At 63.2% G+C, this 18,050-nt stretch carries 12 protein-coding genes; 5 read left to right on the top strand and 7 right to left on the bottom strand.

Annotated features, from left to right (window positions below; all coding sequences use genetic code 11):
* The first annotated feature begins 32 nt into the window (after positions 1-32).
* Positions 33-968: a DMT family transporter gene (locus BWP39_RS17915; protein ID WP_096722317.1), complete on the top strand. Its 936-nt coding sequence runs from the start codon at positions 33-35 to the stop codon at positions 966-968.
* Positions 969-1,055: 87 nt separating this feature from the next.
* Here BWP39_RS17915 and BWP39_RS17910 read toward each other — a convergent pair whose 3' ends face one another.
* The 4 genes from BWP39_RS17910 to BWP39_RS17895 form a co-directional block, all read right to left on the bottom strand.
* Positions 1,056-1,451, bottom strand: a complete 396-nt coding sequence (locus tag BWP39_RS17910; protein ID WP_096722315.1) for a VOC family protein — start codon at positions 1,449-1,451, stop codon at positions 1,056-1,058.
* 75 nt (positions 1,452-1,526) lie between these two features.
* Entirely contained in the window at positions 1,527-1,787 is a 261-nt protein-coding gene (locus tag BWP39_RS17905) for a hypothetical protein (protein WP_096722313.1), read from the bottom strand.
* Positions 1,771-1,986 carry a hypothetical protein gene (locus BWP39_RS17900; protein ID WP_096722311.1) on the bottom strand — a complete coding sequence of 72 codons (216 nt, stop codon included), beginning with the start codon at positions 1,984-1,986 and terminating at the stop codon, positions 1,771-1,773. Before BWP39_RS17900 ends, BWP39_RS17905 begins: the two co-directional genes overlap by 17 nt.
* Before the next feature lie 448 nt (positions 1,987-2,434).
* Positions 2,435-2,677 carry a hypothetical protein gene (locus tag BWP39_RS17895; protein ID WP_096722308.1) on the bottom strand — a complete coding sequence of 81 codons (243 nt, stop codon included), beginning with the start codon at positions 2,675-2,677 and terminating at the stop codon, positions 2,435-2,437.
* Positions 2,678-3,134: 457 nt separating this feature from the next.
* Here BWP39_RS17895 and BWP39_RS17890 point away from each other — a divergent pair, with 457 nt between their 5' ends.
* Positions 3,135-6,101, top strand: coding sequence for a beta strand repeat-containing protein (locus tag BWP39_RS17890; protein ID WP_207556882.1), 2,967 nt, complete (start codon positions 3,135-3,137; stop codon positions 6,099-6,101).
* Between the two features lie 203 nt (positions 6,102-6,304).
* Here the strand turns inward: BWP39_RS17890 and trpS are convergent, their stop codons facing one another.
* On the bottom strand, positions 6,305-7,321 hold the full coding sequence (gene trpS, locus BWP39_RS17885; RefSeq protein ID WP_096722306.1) for a tryptophan--tRNA ligase: 1,017 nt from the start codon (positions 7,319-7,321) through the stop codon (positions 6,305-6,307).
* Between the two features lie 567 nt (positions 7,322-7,888).
* Here trpS and BWP39_RS31540 point away from each other — a divergent pair.
* Entirely contained in the window at positions 7,889-8,422 is a 534-nt protein-coding gene (locus BWP39_RS31540; protein WP_133116894.1) for a hypothetical protein, read from the top strand.
* A 144-nt stretch (positions 8,423-8,566) separates the two neighbouring features.
* Here BWP39_RS31540 and BWP39_RS17875 read toward each other — a convergent pair whose 3' ends face one another.
* On the bottom strand, positions 8,567-8,899 hold the full coding sequence (locus BWP39_RS17875) for an H-NS histone family protein (RefSeq protein WP_096722302.1): 333 nt from the start codon (positions 8,897-8,899) through the stop codon (positions 8,567-8,569).
* Positions 8,900-9,784: 885 nt separating this feature from the next.
* Between BWP39_RS17875 and BWP39_RS17870 the strand changes: the two genes are divergently transcribed.
* Together BWP39_RS17870 and BWP39_RS17865 are read left to right on the top strand one after the other, a co-directional pair.
* Positions 9,785-11,053: an autotransporter strand-loop-strand O-heptosyltransferase gene (locus BWP39_RS17870; RefSeq protein ID WP_096722300.1), complete on the top strand. Its 1,269-nt coding sequence runs from the start codon at positions 9,785-9,787 to the stop codon at positions 11,051-11,053.
* A gap of 40 nt (positions 11,054-11,093) precedes the next feature.
* Positions 11,094-16,124, top strand: a complete 5,031-nt coding sequence (locus BWP39_RS17865) for an AIDA repeat-containing protein (protein ID WP_096722298.1) — start codon at positions 11,094-11,096, stop codon at positions 16,122-16,124.
* A gap of 74 nt (positions 16,125-16,198) precedes the next feature.
* On the opposite strand, the gene glmS is transcribed toward BWP39_RS17865, so the two are convergent.
* Positions 16,199-18,016 (bottom strand): glutamine--fructose-6-phosphate transaminase (isomerizing), encoded by a 1,818-nt coding sequence (glmS, locus tag BWP39_RS17860; RefSeq protein WP_096722296.1) that lies wholly within the window; start codon positions 18,014-18,016, stop codon positions 16,199-16,201.
* Positions 18,017-18,050: the final 34 nt, after the last annotated feature.

Here is an 18,050-nt window from a genome sequence, read left to right as displayed (position 1 = left end):
ACCGTTATTTGAAGTCCGATTAGAAGCCCGCTTTGAAACCCGATACCCGCAAACACCTCCGTGCCAATCTGTTGATGCTGATCGCCGCGATGATCTGGGGCTCCGCGTTCGTCGCACAGCGCCTGAGCCTCGACACGATCGGACCGTTTCTGTTTACCGGCTTGCGGTTCCTGCTAGGCGCGGGCGTGGTGCTGATCCTGGTGGCGTTCCTGCGGATGCGGCGCAAGGCAAGCGGTGTGCCGCACACCACAACGCACGATACCGCTTCGCTACTGCGCGCCGGCGCGTTGCTCGGCCTGCTACTAGCCATAGCCATCTCGATGCAGCAGATCGGCCTGCGCTACACGAAGGTCGCGAACGCAGGCTTCATCAGTTCGCTTTACGTCGTGATCGTGCCGTTGATCGGCGTGCTGGCCGGCCACCGGACCGGTCTCGGCACATGGTTCGGCGCGCTGCTCGCCGTGCTTGGCATGTACTTCCTCAGCGTCGACGAACATTTCTCGATCCTCTACGGCGACTGGTATCAGCTGGCCGGCGCGGCGGTGATTTCCGCGCAGGTCTTGCTGGTCGGCCGGTTCGCGCGGCGACACGATCCGCTTTCGCTTGCGCTGGTGCAGTTCGTCACGTGCGGCGTGGTGTGCCTGGCGATTGCGCTTGCGTATGAACCGCTGCGCGCCGCCGATATCGTGCGGGCTGCGCCTACGCTGCTGTACGGCGGCGCGCTGTCGGTCGGCATCGCGTACACGATCCAGGTCGTCGCGCAGAAAGACGCGACGCCGGCGCACGCGGCTGTGATCTTCAGCATGGAAGGTGTGTTCGCCGCGCTCGCCGGATGGCTCGTGCTCGGCGAAACGTTGGCGGCGCGCGCGCTGATTGGATGTGTGTTGATGCTTGCGGGGTTGATCGTGTGTCAGGTCATGCCGCTTGCGGCGGCTCGGCGCAGCGTACCGTCGGCGGGATCGGTCTGAGATGCGGTCTGAGATGCGGTCTGAGCTGTGGTCTGAGATGCGTTGCTGCGCTTCTTCGCATGACTGCGAGGTGCGTTATGACGTGCACTAGGCCGCGCGATGGCACACACAACACAGCTTGTTGCCGTCCAGGTCCCTGACGTACGTGCCGTAGTAGTTCGGCGAGTAGTGGAGGCGCAGACCGGGCGGCCCTTCGTCGGTGGCGCCGCGCGAGATGGCGTGCGCGTAGAACGCATCGACCTGCGCACGGCTCGTCGCTTCGAACGCGACGGTTACGCCATTGCCCGCGGTCGCGGGTTCGCCGTTGATCGGTGTGTAGACACAGAACGCCGCGCCGTCGGGCGCGTCCGCGGCGGCGTAGAGCGCGCGCTCCGGGTTATGGCGACGTGCCAGCATCCGGATGCCGAGCGGGCCGAGTGCCGCGTCGTAGAAAGCGATCGCGCGATCGAGATCGCGCGTGCCGACGGTGATGTGACTGAACATGGCCTGTCTCCGTGTGATACCGCCTCACGATGATACCAGGCCATGCTGCGTCGCTCGATCGATCGACGCCTTGCGCTACACGTCGTCCAGCGCCAGCATTTCTTCCGCGTGCCGCAGTTTGTCGGGCGTAGGTGGAAACACACACCAGCATCCGTCGTCGTGGCGAAAGAAAAACAGCGCACGCGAACCGCTCGCATGCCCGGCTTCGACGCAGACATACCGCCGATGGTCCCAGCGCGTGCGGCTGAATTCGATCACGTGAATAGGCGCCGATGGCCCCGGCGAAAGCCATTTCTCGACGAGAAAGCGCAATGAGTGCTCACTGGAGGTTTTCACGGTGGGCTCCCCGAACGAGCGTGATGTCCTGCGAAGCGTCCTGCCCGTCATCGATTTCCAGCGCTTCCTCGCATTCCTTGTCGTTCAGCGTGCGCTCGAGCTCCCTGCTTGCCGCCGCTGACCGCAAAGCCGTACACCTCGCAGCGTAGTTGAGGTCCGAAAGCAAACGGACCAGCTGCCGTGGCGTTCTTCTTTTCATGACACACCCCCTGCACTGCACAATAAACTTGAGAAAGCACTTTAACTTTATGCCTTAAAGCGCCTCTGCGTTTATTTTTTGACGAAATAGCAACACCTGGTTTTAAAACGTGTGATGGTCTGTCACACGGCTCGCTTCCAGCGTGCACCAGGGAGTTCGTCGCGTATGTGCGATATCCGGCGGAGCGTCGAAAGCGTTTTCGACACAGCGTGAGTGGGTTGCAACACCTGTGGTCACTGCGATGTCGTTAATCTATATTCGGCCAAAAAACAGACGAAATAAATGAGGGTATTCGATTGGCCTGGCGCAAATCTTTTGTTCGAACGGGGAATTATTTCCGCTTTAAAACTGCGCGACCGCCGAACTGCATCGGTACCGTTATCGTTAAAGGCCCGCGCCCGGCATCGACCATAGACGCGATCTCGCCGGACGGGCCTCGTTCAACGTGTTACTGGGTTTGCGCCACGGCCTGACGACGCTCCGCGGCCTGCTCCTCAGCGTGTTTCTTCGCGAGATGGTGACCCACTACACAGCCACCCACCGCGCCAACGACCGCGTGATGCCCCGCATAGTGACCCGCCACCCCGCCTACGACGGCGCCCTTCAGGCACCCCGCAGCGTGTGCCGTTCCTGTCGTTGCCAATGCCAGCGCGGCAATCGTGAGAGCGGTCTTGATCGGGCTTGCTTTCATGGAAGTGTGGTCCCACAGAGTTATGTCGACTGCATATTGCGATGTTTTGCGTGGAATCAATATCCGTCGCGCATCTGGGGAAATTGCGTCGGGAATTCAGAAAGAGAAAGTCTATGTTCCTGAAAATATGCAATACGCAAGATATTCACTCGTAACGCCCGATTCAAAAAGCATAACGTTACGTTACATCGTATTCAATAGGAATAATGTTCCTCATCACGTCGATCTCGGGAAAATTTTCCGAATTGGATGATGGCGATATAAACCATTGATTAATTTCAAAAAAATACCCATTCACCGGCAAATTTCCGATGGCATACAACCTGCAAACAACCCGACTTGCCTTTCACCGAAGTACCTACCAAGTCGAGGTCACAAAATGCACGGCAATTTCGCTTATAGCGTTATCGCTATTTCGTTAGCGGCAGCTTTCGGGACGGTGGCAAGCAGTCCCGTGATGGCAGATTCGACAATCGTTGTACCTGTAGCTGGACTAGGCGGTGGTATCAATATCGACAGGCTCTCAACCGGCGATGTTCTGGCGACAGCCAGTTCAAGCGCCTCGCTACCCCAGGCGAATCTCGGCGCGGGCATCAGCGCCACGGGGACTGCCGGGCCGAGCGGCGCGGCAGTTGGTGTGGGTGCCTCGGGTAACGTCGCCGGTGTCTCGGCTGGCTTGAACGGTAGTGGGTCGGTTGGACCCACGGGTGCCGTCGTTAGCCTCGGGGGCTCCGGCAGCGCAGGTGGCGCTACGTTGGGTGCCACTGCCGGCGCATCGGTCAGCCCCGGTGGGATTGCGATCAGCGGAGGGATCAACGGCGCGGGCGGCAACGGCGCTGTGACGATCGGGCTCGGCGGCAACGGCGGGATCAATCTCGGGCTGGGCAGCATCGGCGATCCGGTTGGCGTGGTGACCGGTGCGGTCAACACGGTGACCGGTGCGGTGAGTGGTGTGATTGGAGGTGGCGCAGGTGGTGTGCTGGCTCCGGTTACTGGGGTGGTCAATACGGTCACGGGGACGCTTGCGGGTCTCGGTGGTAGTGGTGGCGCGGGCGGTGTGCTCGCTCCGGTTACTGGTGTCGTCAACTCGGTCACGGGAACGCTCGCGGGACTCGGTGGTAGTGGCGGCGCGGGCGGTGTGCTTGCTCCGGTTACTGGTGTCGTCAACACGGTCACGGGGACGCTCGCGGGACTCGGTGGTAGTGGCGGCGCGGGCGGTGTGCTTGCTCCGGTTACTGGTGTCGTCAACACGGTCACGGGGACGCTTGCGGGACTCGGTGGTAGTGGCGCAGGTGGTGTGCTCGCTCCGGTCACGGGTGTGGTCAATACAGTCACCGGGACACTCGCGGGTCTCGGTGGTAGTGGCGCAGGTGGTGTGCTCGCTCCTGTCACCGGTGTCGTCAATACGGTCACCGGGACACTCGCGGGTCTCGGTGGTAGTGGCGCAGGCGGCGTGCTCGCTCCGGTAACAGGTGTCGTCAACACAGTCACAGGGACACTCGCGGGTCTCGGTGGCAGTGGCGCAGGCGGTGTGCTCGCTCCTGTCACGGGCGTCGTCAACTCGGTCACAGGCACGCTCGCGGGTCTCGGTGGTACCGGTGGCGCAGGTGGTGTGCTCGCTCCTGTCACCGGCGTCGTCAATACAGTCACCGGGACACTCGCGGGTCTCGGTGGTAGTGGCGCAGGTGGTCTGCTCGCTCCTGTCACCGGTGTCGTCAATACGGTCACAGGGACGCTCGCCGGCCTCGGTGGCAGTGGCGCAGGTGGTCTGCTCGCTCCGGTCACGGGTGTCGTCAATACGGTCACCGGGACGCTCGCTGGTCTTGGTGGTACCGGTGGCGCAGGTGGTGTGCTCGCTCCGGTCACGGGCGTCGTCAATACGGTCACCGGAACACTCGCAGGTCTCGGCGGTACTGGTGGCGCAGGCGGCGTGCTCGCTCCGGTCACGGGTGTCGTCAACACAGTCACCGGGACACTCGCTGGTCTTGGCGGTACTGGTGGCGCAGGAGGAGTACTCGCTCCGGTCACCGGTGTCGTCAACTCCGTCACGGGAACACTCGCAGGTCTCGGCGGTACTGGTGGCGCAGGTGGTGTACTCGCTCCTGTCACGGGCGTCGTCAACTCCGTCACCGGAACGCTCGCGGGTCTTGGCGGTACCGGTGGCGCAGGTGGTGTGCTCGCTCCGGTCACCGGTGTCGTCAACTCCGTCACGGGAACGCTCGCAGGTCTCGGTGGTACCGGTGGCGCAGGCGGTGTGCTCGCTCCGGTCACCGGCGTCGTCAACTCCGTCACTGGGACACTCGCGGGTCTCGGTGGTACTGGTGGCGCAGGCGGTGTGCTCGCTCCGGTAACAGGCGTCGTCAACTCCGTCACGGGAACGCTCGCAGGTCTCGGTGGTACCGGTGGCGCAGGCGGTGTGCTCGCTCCGGTCACGGGCGTCGTCAACTCCATCACGGGAACGCTCGCGGGTCTTGGCGGTACTGGTGGCGCAGGAGGAGTACTCGCTCCGGTCACCGGCGCCATCAACACGGTCACGGGAACACTTTCCGGTCTCGGTGGTAGCGGTGGTGCCGGCGGTGTACTCGCTCCGGTAACGGGCGTGGTCAACTCAGTCACTGGTACGCTCGCGGGTCTCGGTGGCAGCGTCGGTGGCGGTAGTCCACTGGCACCGATCACGGGTGCGCTCAACACGGTAACCGGTGCAGTGAACGGCGTAATCGGCGGCGGCGCAGGTGGCGTGCTCGCTCCTGTCACCGGTGCGATCAGCACGGTCACGGGTACGCTCGCAGGTCTAGGCGGCGCCGCGGGCGGTGGCAATCCGCTCGCACCGGTAACGGGTGCGCTCAACGCAGTGACAGGTGTAGTGAGCGGCGTAACCGGCGGGGCCAGCAGCCCCATTGCGCCGATCACCAGTCTTGTCTCGTCCTTGACCGGCTCCCTGTCGGGCAGCGGCGGTGTCGGTGGCGTGCTGGCGCCGGTAACCGGCGCACTCGGCAGTGTCACCGGCACGCTGAAAACCGTGAGCGGAGCATTGGGCGGCACCAACCTCGGCGGCTCGGTGCTCGCACCGGTTACGACGGCACTCAACAGTGTGGTCGGTTCGACTGCCGGTGCGGCCGTCTCAGTCGCCGGTGCGTTAGGCGGCGGCGTGAGCGCAGGCGGTGGAGCGCTCGGCTCGACCCTTGCCGCGGCAGGTGCGGCAACGTCATCGAGTACTGCTGCAATCGGCGGTGCGCTGAGCGCTGGAGCCAATGCCGTCGGATCGGCTGCAGCTCCGACTACAGCGGGTCTGCTCGCACCGGTGACGAGTCTCGTCGCATCGTTGACGAGCGGACTGGCGGGTGGTGTGACGATCGGTGGTGGCGGCACGTCCTACCCGTTGGGCGGATCGTTGAGCGCGGCTAACGTCGCAGCGAAGAAGTAAGCGAAGTCACGCGCTGCACTGGCAGGTCGGGATACCGGATCCCGGCCTGCCGTGCGCAATCGACGCCCGCTCGAGAGAGCGGGCTCACGCTGCACACTCGAGCGACTGCAACAGCTCTCCAGTCGCGAGGCTCAACTGCTGTTCATCTAACTGCAAAAGCTAACGACCAATATCCCAGGGCACCAGTACCGCGCCCATCCCTCTTACCGATCGAAGTAGGTCAAACCCAACGCGCCCTTGACCTCGGACAACGTCCCGCCCGCCACTTCCCGCGCGCGCATCGTCCCTCGACGCACGATATCCAGCACCTCAGCCCGGTCGCCCTCGAACTCACGACGACGCGTACGAATCGGCTCGATAATCGCTTGCAGCCGCTCGTTCAGCGCACGCTTGACGACAGAGTCGCCCAATCCGCCGCGACGATAGTGAGCCTTGAGTTCATCCACCTTCGGCACATCTGGCTCGAACGCATCGAGAAACGCGAACACGACGTTGCCCTCCACCTGACCAGGGTCGCTTGCCCGCAGATGGTTGGGGTCCGTGTACATCGAATTGACCGCCTTCGTGATCTCGTCCGGACTGGCGCCTAGCGGAATCGCATTGCCCAGCGACTTGCTCATCTTCGCCTTACCGTCGAGCCCAGGCAGTCGCGTCACCTGCGACAGCACCGCCTCACACTCGACGAGCACTTGCCGCTCGACGGTGTTGTTAAAGCGGCGCACGAGTTCGTTGGTTTGTTCGATCATCGGTAGCTGGTCGTCGCCGACCGGTACGTGCGTTGCCTTGAACGCCGTGATGTCGGCGGCCTGGCTCACCGGATAGGTGAGGAAACCTGCCGGGATGTCGCGCTCGAAGCCACGCAACTGAATCTCCGCCTTGATGGTCGGATTGCGCTCGAGGCGCGCGACCGTGACCAGGTTCAGCAGATATTGCATTAGCTCGGCGAGTTCGGGCACCTGCGACTGAATAAAGATCGTCGACTTCGCCGGGTCGATGCCAACCGCGAGATAGTCGAGTGCAACCTCGATGACGTTTTCGGTGACCTTCTGATGGCGACCGACATTGTCGGTCAGCGCCTGCGTATCAGCGAGCAGCAGGAACTGCTGCGCCTCGTGCTGCAGTTGTACGCGTGCGCGCAACGAGCCTATGTAGTGACCTAGATGGAGCGGGCCAGTCGTGCGATCGCCGGTGAGGACGACGGGTTGGGTTACGTGTGACATGGTGTGCTATTCCGGATGTTTGTCGACACCGCCAGTCATCGGCGCGCAGATACAAAAATGCCGCCAGGACTGGCGGCATCACGTTTTCAATCTGTATGGGGAAACGGGCCGCCAGGTTCAGGCGCGCCACCAGCAAAGCAGATTCAGCGAGGTTCGTTTCATATCCATCGACGGAGTATAGCGCAGCACGCAGGCAGCAATTGCGCTGGGCGAGCCTCAAAAATCGAAGTCGCCACGGGGTCGTTATGTGCGGCAACGCTCATTCCACGCTATTTCGCCGGATATCTCCGCGCAGCCCCATCTGCATTGACGCGAGCGCTGCGGGCACCCGGTTTTGGCACAGGCAAACGGCTGCACTGTGTTGAAACGCATGAGGGCATGTCCGTTTGAGTTATCAGATTTACCTTTGATACGACCGACGAGGCGCTTGCCTTAAACAGCCACTTCAGTCGCGTCAGAGTCCCTGCATCTCCGCAGAAACAATCATGATTCGCGACTACGAAGGTTGTCCGACATTTCTGTCCGGCGGCTTTTCGACGCCGGTCAACAGAATGATCAGAGGTCTTCATGTACTGGTTTACTCGACAGATCCTGGCACTTGCAAAAGCCAGGGAGGACGACAGGCTCACTATGAGTCCGCTTCGTCTGATGCCCATTTCGCCATTGAGCTGCGCAGTCATGCGCTCGCCATCCGCATCCGTAGCGACGCCGTCAAGCTTGAAGAGAAACAAGCTTCATCTGGTGAGTCAGGCGACCCCACCTGCGGCGGTAAGCGATGTGGCCGCGGACGGCCGATATGAATCGATGGGACAAGGCATATCGATCTGCCTTTCCCGCGTGGGTGCCAACACCTACACATGGTCGTTCCGCAACGACAGCTTTGTCACGGTCACGACCCTGCGGTTTCGTAGCACGTATATCGATCTGAAAACCGGACGGGAAACCTGGGATGAAAACACCGTGCCCGTTCACCTGGCACCGGGCCGCTCGATCGGCGGCTGGAGCGCATGGGTCGCGTATTCACCCACGCCACCGGTCGTGAAATTGCTGGAGATCGAACGAATAACCCAGCGGCTCTACAAACGCTGCAAGCGGTTTTGAGCGCTGCGAATCTGGTCTTTCCGCTTCTGCCAGAGGTTTCTGAAAACCGAAACTATTGGAAATGAGCGAGGTGTACGCACCTGCCGTGTACCGGAACAGTCAGTCTCTCCAGCACGGAGCGCTGGATGGCAAATTGCACTACGTCTAACGCGATGGGTTTTCCTGCCGTGCAAGCGGGCTGCCCGCAAACGGGTCATCTCGCCAGTCCACACCGGCCTTAGGTGCAGGCGCGGCTGCCGGCGTAGCGGACAATTCAAAGTGTTCGATGGATTGCCCCGCGCTGATCGCCTGCTTAAGCCATTGAGGCATCTCCCCCTCGCCGGACCAGGTATTGCCGGTCGCACTGCGGTAGCGCGCGCCCGTCTGTTCCGATTGTCCGCTTGCTAGCGCTTCGGCGAGGTCGTCTGGTGTGATACCAAACTCCTCCATCCTGTGGCGGAGATAAGCAATCATGCTGTCTCTCTTACGTTCGTCCATGAAAGATTCCTTCTTGAGCCAATGGCCTGGCGTTCATTGAACGCCGATTGTGGTAAATCGCACCGTGCGTGGATTGCGCCGATGTAACGAAAATCATGCCTGTAGAGCAGGTTGCCGCATCCCTCGATGCTCGGGGAGCAGGCGCACGTGGCCTTTCCGGGTGAAGAACCAGGATGTCTGGTACTCCGCTGTCGTATTTGGCGGTTGGATTGATCTAGAAGGTTTCCGTTCAACGAGGGTCGCACATGACTGCGACCGGGGCACTTAACGGTCCCTTCAATGCTACATAGTTTATCGCTTCAATCACGATCCGGTACGGCGCAATTCGGGAAATCTGCATTAATTTTACAGAATTCACCCTTCCGAATTACGTCATCAATGTGCAAACCTGTGAACAGATTGTCGATTAGACGTAAGACAAATTACTGCTCACAGATGCAATGAAAGCTCATTATGGCCGCCGGAGTTTGCGTGGAACTCGCCCCCGACACCGAACAATCAGGTTTATCGCTCGCCCGTTCGTAAGGAACAACCTGATTCCGGCCGTTCCGGGCATGTGATCTATCGAAGATCGGCTCACAGCATCCGCGCGAGGCGACGCAACATAGTACAACAGTTCGTCGGCACGTCCGGCGGACGCCACCTCCCCTCATCGCCCGTATTCGACCGTCGGCCTGTCTCTTTGCGATATCGGTCAACGGCTCTGACCATCTCACCTGGCGGCGCTGTCAATCTGGCTGCAAGAAGTCGACCAGATCGACGGCGCGCAGGAATCCTGATTTATGGCTTTCTCCACCATACAAACTTCAGAAAACCTGCCGTAAACCGGAAAGGAGGATAAGCCGACCGGTCTGTCCACAAAGACGCAATATCCAACGATCCAATATGAATAGCGATGTTACTGCACCCGTCGCCGACGCCTCCACGTCAGGCGCCTCTGTACCAGGACCTGCCGCCGGACGACCTCAAACACCGGCCTACCCACCGCCCGCAAACGTTCCAACCCAGCAGGGGCCGGCCGGCATCCACTTCGACTTCAACGACGGTTGTCGCGTCACACTGCCCGTGGGTAACTGGCACGTCTGCCTGCGCGACTGCGATACAGGCAACGTGTTGTTCGAAACGGAAATCGCGCGCGGTTATGTAGCGAGCACGCGAAAGTACTACGCCCGCTTCGAGATTCTCGTCTGGGCGCGTGTCGCGCTCGCACGGGACAGCAAGGCACCGCCGACGCTGCATCACGTCTACGACGCCTCGGGCAAGGAGGTGCTCGTGCAATTCCCGGTCGGCACGATCGGCGACACGATCGGCTGGATGCCGTACGCCGCCGCGTTCCAGCGCCGGCACGGATGCCGGCTCACCTGCGCGATGTCGGAGAAGCTGATTCCGCTCTTTCGCGACGCCTATCCGGAGATCGGATTCGTTACGCATGAACAGGTGCAGCCGCAACGGTACTACGCGACCTACAGCCTCGGCCTCTTCTTCGATGACGACGAAAAAATCCATCAGCCGAGCGACTTCCGCCTCGTCGGACTGCACCGCACAGCGGGCTATATCCTGGGCGTCGATCCGCGCGAGGAGCCGCCGGAAGTCGAACTTCCCGACGATACGCGCCCCATCGACGAACCCTACGTCTGCATCGCCGTGCAGAGTTCAACGCAGTGCAAATACTGGAACAACCCGACTGGCTGGCACGACGTGATTGCGTTCCTGAAGGAGGCCGGCTATCGCGTCGTCTGCATCGACCAGAAGAAAGTGCACGGCACCGGTATGGCGTGGAATCACATTCCGCACGGCGTGGAAGACGAAACCGGCGATCGGCCGCTCGTCGAGCGTGCCCGCTGGTTGAAGCACGCGGCGTTTTTTATCGGCTTGTCGAGCGGCCTGTCGTGGCTCGCATGGGCAGTGCGCACGCCGGCCGTGATGATCAGCGGCTTCACTCATCCGGTCAATGAGTTCCATACACCCTACCGTGTCATCAACTACCACGTCTGCAACAGTTGCTGGAACGACCCGCGCGTGCGTTTCGATCATCACGACTTTCTCTGGTGCCCGCGGCACAAGGACACGTCGAGGCAGTTCGAATGTAGCCGTCTGATCGAATCGAAACAGGTGATCGACGCTATCCGCACGATTCCCGGCGCGCTCCGTTGAGACCCGCGCCCGCAGCAAGTCACCAGGCAAGGAAGCAGCAATGAGGCTAGACGCGACTGACACCAACGCATATTCGACGACCTGGCACAGCATCACACTGCTGGGCGCTGGCCCGGGTACAACTGGCCAGATGCCCGTGCCTGACACGCCGCAGCGGCGCGCCTCGCGTCTGCTGACCGGGTTGCTCGCGACACCCGCGATCTACGCCGCGAGCTTCGCGCCCGCCGCGGCGAACGTGCAAACAACCGTTGCCGCGGGCATCACGGTCAACGGCATAACTGTCGGTCCAAACCAGAGTCTTCTCGTTTTCGGCGAGGCGGACGAATCGACGGTGAACGCGCAAGGTGCACTGAACGTAGAGTCGGGCGGTGTGGCGCGTTCGAGCTTCATCGATCCGTTCGGCCTGCAGGCGGTGATGTCGGGCGGTATCGCGTACGCGACGCACGACCTCGGCACCGAAGTCGTGATGAGCGGCGGGATCGCGAGCGGCACCCTGGTCGGTACCGGGGCCCAGCAGATTGTCTCGTCGGGAGGCATTGCCAGCGGCACGACGATCAGCGGCAGCGGCGCGCAGTCGGTCACAGGTGGCTTCGCCGTGGCGACGCTCGTCACGAGCAACAGCCGGGAAGACCTGTCGTCCGGCGGCGTAACGAGAGGCACGATGCTCGCAAGCGGCGGCGCACAGAATGTGCTCGCGACCGGCGTTGCGAGCGCTACGACGATTGCAGGCGGCGCGGCGCAAACGGTGCAGTCGGGCGGCCTCGCTGTCTCGTCGACGGTGACGAGCGGCGGCCGGTTGCGAATCAGTTCCGGCGGCAACGCAACCGGTGTGGTGCAGCAAAGCGGCGGCATCCTGATCGCGGACACCGGCGCCGGCAACGTCACAGGCACGAATGCGGCCGGCACGTTCGTCATCGGCGGCGGCGTCGCGTCGGGCGTGCTGCTCGACAACGGCGGGCTCTTCACCGTGCTGTCCGGCGGCACGGCGAGCGGCACGATCGTCCACGCCACGCAGATCGTGATGGGTGGCGGAACAGTCGTCGATACGCAGGATATGTTCACGCAGATCGTCTCGTCCGGTGGCCTCGCGCTCGATACGCACGTCTTCGGTTTCGCGCAGCACACGATACTCGCGGGCGGCATCGCGAGCGGCAGCCTCGTCGACAGGAACTCGCGCGAGGACGTCACGTCGGGCGGCATTGCACGCGACACCACGCTCGGCAGTACCGGTGTGCAGAACGTCGCCGGCGGCGGGTTCGCGTCGGGCACGGTCGTGTCGAGGGGCGGCGCGCAACTCGTGGCGGCGGGCGGGGTCGCGGGCAGAACCACGGTGTTCGGAAACGGCACGATCACCGTCAGCTCCGGCGGCACGGCCATCGATATCACGCTGAACGCAGGCGCCACGTTCAGCGGCACCACCGACGACGCGTTCGTTAGCGGCACGAATTCGCTCGGCGCGTTCACGATCTCCGGTGGCATCGCGTCCGGCGTGCTGCTCGAAAACGGCGGTACGTTCATCGTGACGAAGGGTGGCATCGCGAGCGGCACCGTTATCAATGCATACGGCAACGGCTTCGTCGTCTCCGGTGGGCTCGCCGTCGGCACGCTCGATACGTCCCAGTTGACCGTGTCGGCTGGCGGGATCGCGAGCGGCACGGTGGTGTCGAACTTCGGTCGCGAAAACGTCGCGATGGGCGGCGTGACGAACGGTGCGCAAGTGTCGGACTTCGGCCAGGAGAACGTGTCGTCGGGCGGTATGGCAAACGCGACGTCGGTTGGCAATACCGGTTCGATGACGGTTTACAGCGGCGGCGTTGCTAACGGGACCGCCATCGGCAATGGCGGCACGCAGACGATTTCTTCCGGCGGCATCGCGAACGCGGCGACGGTGGCGAGTGGTGGCTTGCAGGTTGTGTCGACGGGGGCTGCTGCAAGTGGCACGACCGTCTCGAGTGGCGGTGCACAGACGGTCTCGGCCGGCGGCATCGCCACAGCGACGACCGTTTCGGGCGGTGGCCTGCAGAGCGTGCTGTCGGGGGCTGCGGCAAGCGGCACGACCGTGTTGAGTGGCGGTGTACAGACGGTCTCGGCTGGTGGCATCGCGATGACGACAACCGTTTCGGGCACCGGTCAACAGAACGTGCTGTCGGGTGGCACGGCCAGCGGCACGACGCTCGTCGGCGGCGTACAGACGGTCTTCGGTGCGGGCCGCGCGACCGGCACACTCGTTTCGAGCGGCGGCACGCAGACCATCTCGGCCGGCGGTACAGCAAGCGGCACCGCGGTGATGAGCGGCGGCGTGCAGAGCATCCTCGCGGGCGGTGTCGCGAGCGGCGCGACCATCGGTCTCGGCGGCGACCAGCGCGTCGCAAACGACGGCGAGGCGGATGGCACGACCGTGTTGAGCGGCGGGCAGCAGATCGTGTCGTCCGGTGGTATTTCGGTCGGCACACGCGTTGCCGACGGCGGCACGCAGACGCTCTATCAAGGCGCGATCGTCGCCGGCACGATAGTTGGCAGCGGCGGCACGCAGTACGTGTCGTCGGGCTCGACAGCGAGCAGTGCGCAGCTTGTCGGCGGCACGCAGTATGTGTCGTCCGGCGGCGTTGCGACCGGCTCGCTGATCAGCGCCGGCGGTACGCAGAACGTGCTGGAGCTCGGCGTCGCGAGCGGCGCGCATATCGAGAGCGGCGGCACTCAGGCCGTGATGTCGGGCGGCGAAGCAGACGCCACCGTCGTCGACGTCGGTGGCAAACAACAGGTCGGTTCCGGCGGTGTCGCGAGCGGCACGCTCGTCAACAGCGGCGGCATGCAATCCGTCGAAGCTGGCGGCATCGTCGCAGCCGCGACGCTGCTGACGGGCGGCACGCAAATCGTCTCTTCCGGCGCGACGACGAGTGGGGTCACGCTGAGTGGTGGCGTTCAGACCGTGCTGTCGGGCGGCGTCGTGACGGCGACCGGTATCGGTTCAGGCGGGCAGCAGTTTGTATCGTCGGGCGCGCTCGCGAACCTCGCTATGGTGTCGAGCGGCGGCACGCAAACGGTGTACGCGGGTGGCATCGTAGGCGGCACGCAGGTGAGCAGCGGCGCGCTACAGGATCTGTTCGGCTCGGCAGACCTGTCGGTCGTACAAGGGACACAGACAGTGCACGCAGGCGGCATCGCGAGCCGCGCGACGATCGACAGCGGCGGCGTGCAGACCGTGATGTCCAGCGGTATCGCCAATGGAACGACCCTGGTCGCTGCACTGCAAATGGTGTCGTCGGGCGGCACGGCCAATGCGACAACGGTCCGCAGCGGCGGCCGGCAGACGGTTGCGAGCGGCGGTGTCGCCAACGGCACAACGATCGCACAGGGTGGCATCGCACAGATTTTCGGCACGCTAAGCGGCGCGACGATCGACACGGGCGGCACGCTGCAGATCGCGGGTGGCAACGTGACAGGCAATCTCGCGAACAACGGCTCGCTCGTCTTCAACCGCACTGACGACAGCCGCTACGCGAACTCGCTGTCGGGTGACGGCGCACTCGTCCAGGCAGGCACCGGCACGCTGACGCTGACTGGCGACAGCGGCGCGTTCGCCGGCACGACAGTCGTGAGCGCGGGACGACTCGCCATCGGTGACGCAGCGAATCCGGCGGCGAAACTCGGCGGCAATATCCAGGTGGAGACGAACGGCACGCTGCTCGGACACGGCACGGTACTCGGTTCGATCGCGAACGCGGGCGTCGTGCAGCCGGGCGGGTCCATTGGCACGTTGAGCGTCGCGGGCGATTACGTCCAGCAACCGGCCGGTACGCTGACCATCGAACTGAACCCGACCTCCGCATCGAAATTGCTGGTGAACGGCATCGCGACGCTCAACGGCGCGCTGCATCTGCTCTACGATCCCGGTACGTACGCGGCGAGCAAGACTTACGAGATCGTCTCGGCGACGACCGTCAATGGCAAGTTCGGTAGCGTCAATGCAGACGGTGCGGGTGCGTCGCAGGTTACGCAGAGCGTCGTGTATGGGGCCACGGCCGTCGACCTGAGCGTCAACGCCATCGACAATGCAGGCACCGGCACACAGCCCCCGCCGCCGCCAGGCCAGCCGGCGCCGCCGGTGACAGTCGTTGCGCCGATCGATACCAGCATCTTCACCGCGCTCGGCTCGACTGCGCTGCTCGCCGGCGAAGCCGCGGCAACGCAGCTGCTGCGGCACGACGCGCGGCGCTGCGATGATGCCGCCGCACATTGCCCTTCGGACGACGGCTCGCTGTGGATCGCGGGTTCCGTAGATCGTCTGTCGCTGCACGGCACAGCCGGCGGTACGCCGGGTTTCAGCGTCAATCAGTATCAATTCACTGCTGGCGTCGACTGGCGGCGTGGACCGTACACCATCGGCGGCGCGTTGGGTTATGGACACAGCGATCTGTCGGAAAGCACGACCGGCGACGATGGCCGCATCGATACGTTGCGTGCCTCACTGTATGGATCGCGCCGTCTCGGACCGGTCGTGCTCTCGGCACTGATGTCGTACGGCTACGACGACATGCACCTGCGTCGACCGTTCGGCGCGACCGGTACGGCGAACGGTGACCCCGACGGACACGACATCGAACTGGGCACGCAGCTGAGCCTACCGATGCCGATACGCACGTTCACGCTGACACCGCGTGTGGGTCTGTTGTACGGCTACTTCCATCGTAGTGTCTTCGCGGAGCACGGCGCGGGAGGACAGGATCTGCAGGTCGGCACCGACAACGCACACAGTGTGCAACCTTACGTCGGCATCGAATTCGACAAGCGCTTCGGCGAAGGTGCGCATCCGCTGACGCTGCAACTAAGCGTCGACTACGCGCAGGAACTCGCGCGGCGTTCGCGCGCAGTGGCGGTGTTTAGCGGCGACGGGACGGTGTTTTCCGCGGTTGGGGCGCCGCTGCCGCACGGTCGGTTGATGACTGCGGCGCGGATCTCGGGCGCGGTGACGTCGAGGATCGAAGTCAGTGTGGGTTACTCAGGGTGGCTGGCGACCGGCGGTGGGCATTCGCAGCAGAGCGTCGATCTGATGTTGCGGAGGTCGTTCTGAGCGGGCGTGGTGGAGTACTGGCAAGCGGGTGATCCCGGTTCAAGGCAGACACCCACGCAACAGCCAATACCCAGTTATTCCACCGTCACCGATTTCGCCAGATTCCGCGGCTTGTCCACATCCGTTCCGCGCGCGCAGGCCGTGTGATACGCGAGCAACTGTAGCGGCACGACATGCAGGATCGGTGACAGCATCCCGTAGTGTTCCGGCATGCGGATTACATGCAGCCCTTCGTCGTTGACGATACGTGTATCCGCGTCGGCGAACACATACAGTTCGCCACCGCGCGCGCGCACTTCCTGAATGTTCGATTTCAGCTTTTCGAGCAGCGCGTCGTTGGGCGCCACCGTGACAACCGGCATCGCCTCCGTCACCAGCGCGAGCGGGCCGTGCTTCAGCTCGCCAGCCGGATAGGCTTCCGCATGGATATACGAAATCTCCTTGAGCTTCAGCGCGCCTTCCAGCGCGATCGGATAATGCAGCCCGCGCCCGAGGAACAAGGCGTGCTCCTTGCGCGAGAACTCTTCAGACCACGCGATGATCTGCGGCTCCAGCGCCAGCACGCTGTTCAGCGCCGCCGGCAGGTGGCGCAACTGACGGATGTAATCGGCTTCCTGTGCCGCACTGACATGGCCGCGCAGCTTGCCGAGCGTCGCCGCCAGCACGAACAGGCCGACCAGTTGCGTCGTGAATGCTTTCGTCGACGCCACACCGATCTCACGGCCTGCATGCGTCAGGAACGACAGCTCGGTGAGCCGCACCATCGCGCTCGTCGCGACGTTACACACCGACAGCGTATGCCGATGCCCGAGCCCCTGCGCATGCTTGAGCGCCGCGAGCGTATCGGCGGTCTCGCCCGATTGCGAGATCACCACGACGAGCGCCTTCGGGTTCGGCACCGACTCGCGATACCGGTACTCGCTCGCAATCTCGACCTGAGTCGGAATCTTTGCAATCGATTCGAGCCAGTATTTCGCCGTCAGCCCCGAGTAATAGCTGGTGCCACACGCAAGAATCAGCAGGCTGTCGATTCCGGCAAATGCCTTTGCCGCATCGGCGCCGAACAGCGACGCATCGAAGCCATCGCTTTGCGGAATCGTGTCGCTGATCGCACGCGGCTGCTCGAAGATTTCCTTCTGCATGAAGTGCCGGTACGGTCCGAGTTCGACCGCACCGCCATACGCAGCTACCTGACGAACCTCGCGCTGTACGTCGCTGCCGCTACGGTCGGCCACCCGCACGCGCTCCAGCGTCAATTCGCAGACGTCGCCTTCCTCGAGGAAAATAAAGCGCTCGGTGCTGCCGGCCAGCGCCAGCGCGTCGGAGGCCAGAAAGTTTTCGCCGTCGCCCAACCCCACGACGAGCGGCGACCCCTGGCGCGCACCGATCACCGTGTGCGGCTGGTCCTTGTGCAGCACCGCGATCGCATAGGCGCCGTGCAACTGTTGCACGGCTTCCTGCACCGTCGCGAACAGGTCGCCGCGATACAGGCTGTGGATCAGATGCGCGATCACCTCGGTGTCGGTCTGCGACACGAACACGTAGCCCTTGCCGCGCAGCATCTCGCGCAACGTCTCGTAGTTCTCGATGATGCCGTTGTGCACGATCGCCAGCGCGTCGCGCGAGAAGATCGGGTGAGCGTTGTCGGTCACCGGTGCGCCGTGCGTCGCCCAGCGCGTATGCGCAATGCCCGTTGTGCCTTCGAGATGCGACTCGCGCACCTGCTCATCGAGGTCGGCCACGCGCGCCACGCTACGGGCGCGGCGCGGTTCGCCGTCCGCCAGCACGGCGACGCCACACGAGTCGTAACCGCGATATTCGAGGCGCCGCAAACCTTCGATGAGAACGGGAACGATGTTACGTTGCGCAACCGCGCCAACAATACCGCACATGATCTATCTGTCCTTGCAGGATGGAGGTCCGCGA

The sequence above is a fragment of the Paraburkholderia acidicola genome (assembly GCF_002362315.1).
Lineage (GTDB): Bacteria > Pseudomonadota > Gammaproteobacteria > Burkholderiales > Burkholderiaceae > Paraburkholderia > Paraburkholderia acidicola.
The sequence above is the reverse complement of the archived record's forward strand: the minus strand, read 5'-3'. Positions and strand labels throughout refer to the sequence as shown.

Bases quoted from the DNA above. Each gene is read 5' to 3' on its own strand.
- BWP39_RS17910 (WP_096722315.1), bottom strand. From the start codon at position 1,451: ATGTTCAGTCACATCACCGTCGGCACGCGCGATCTCGATCGCGCGATC.
- BWP39_RS17900 (WP_096722311.1), bottom strand. From the start codon at position 1,986: ATGAAAAGAAGAACGCCACGGCAGCTGGTCCGTTTGCTTTCGGACCTC.
- BWP39_RS17895 (WP_096722308.1), bottom strand. From the start codon at position 2,677: ATGAAAGCAAGCCCGATCAAGACCGCTCTCACGATTGCCGCGCTGGCA.
- BWP39_RS17890 (WP_207556882.1), top strand. From the start codon at position 3,135: ATGGCAGATTCGACAATCGTTGTACCTGTAGCTGGACTAGGCGGTGGT.
- trpS (WP_096722306.1), bottom strand. From the start codon at position 7,321: ATGTCACACGTAACCCAACCCGTCGTCCTCACCGGCGATCGCACGACT.
- BWP39_RS31540 (WP_133116894.1), top strand. From the start codon at position 7,889: ATGTACTGGTTTACTCGACAGATCCTGGCACTTGCAAAAGCCAGGGAG.
- BWP39_RS17875 (WP_096722302.1), bottom strand. From the start codon at position 8,899: ATGGACGAACGTAAGAGAGACAGCATGATTGCTTATCTCCGCCACAGG.
- BWP39_RS17870 (WP_096722300.1), top strand. From the start codon at position 9,785: ATGAATAGCGATGTTACTGCACCCGTCGCCGACGCCTCCACGTCAGGC.
- BWP39_RS17865 (WP_096722298.1), top strand. From the start codon at position 11,094: ATGAGGCTAGACGCGACTGACACCAACGCATATTCGACGACCTGGCAC.
- glmS (WP_096722296.1), bottom strand. From the start codon at position 18,016: ATGTGCGGTATTGTTGGCGCGGTTGCGCAACGTAACATCGTTCCCGTT.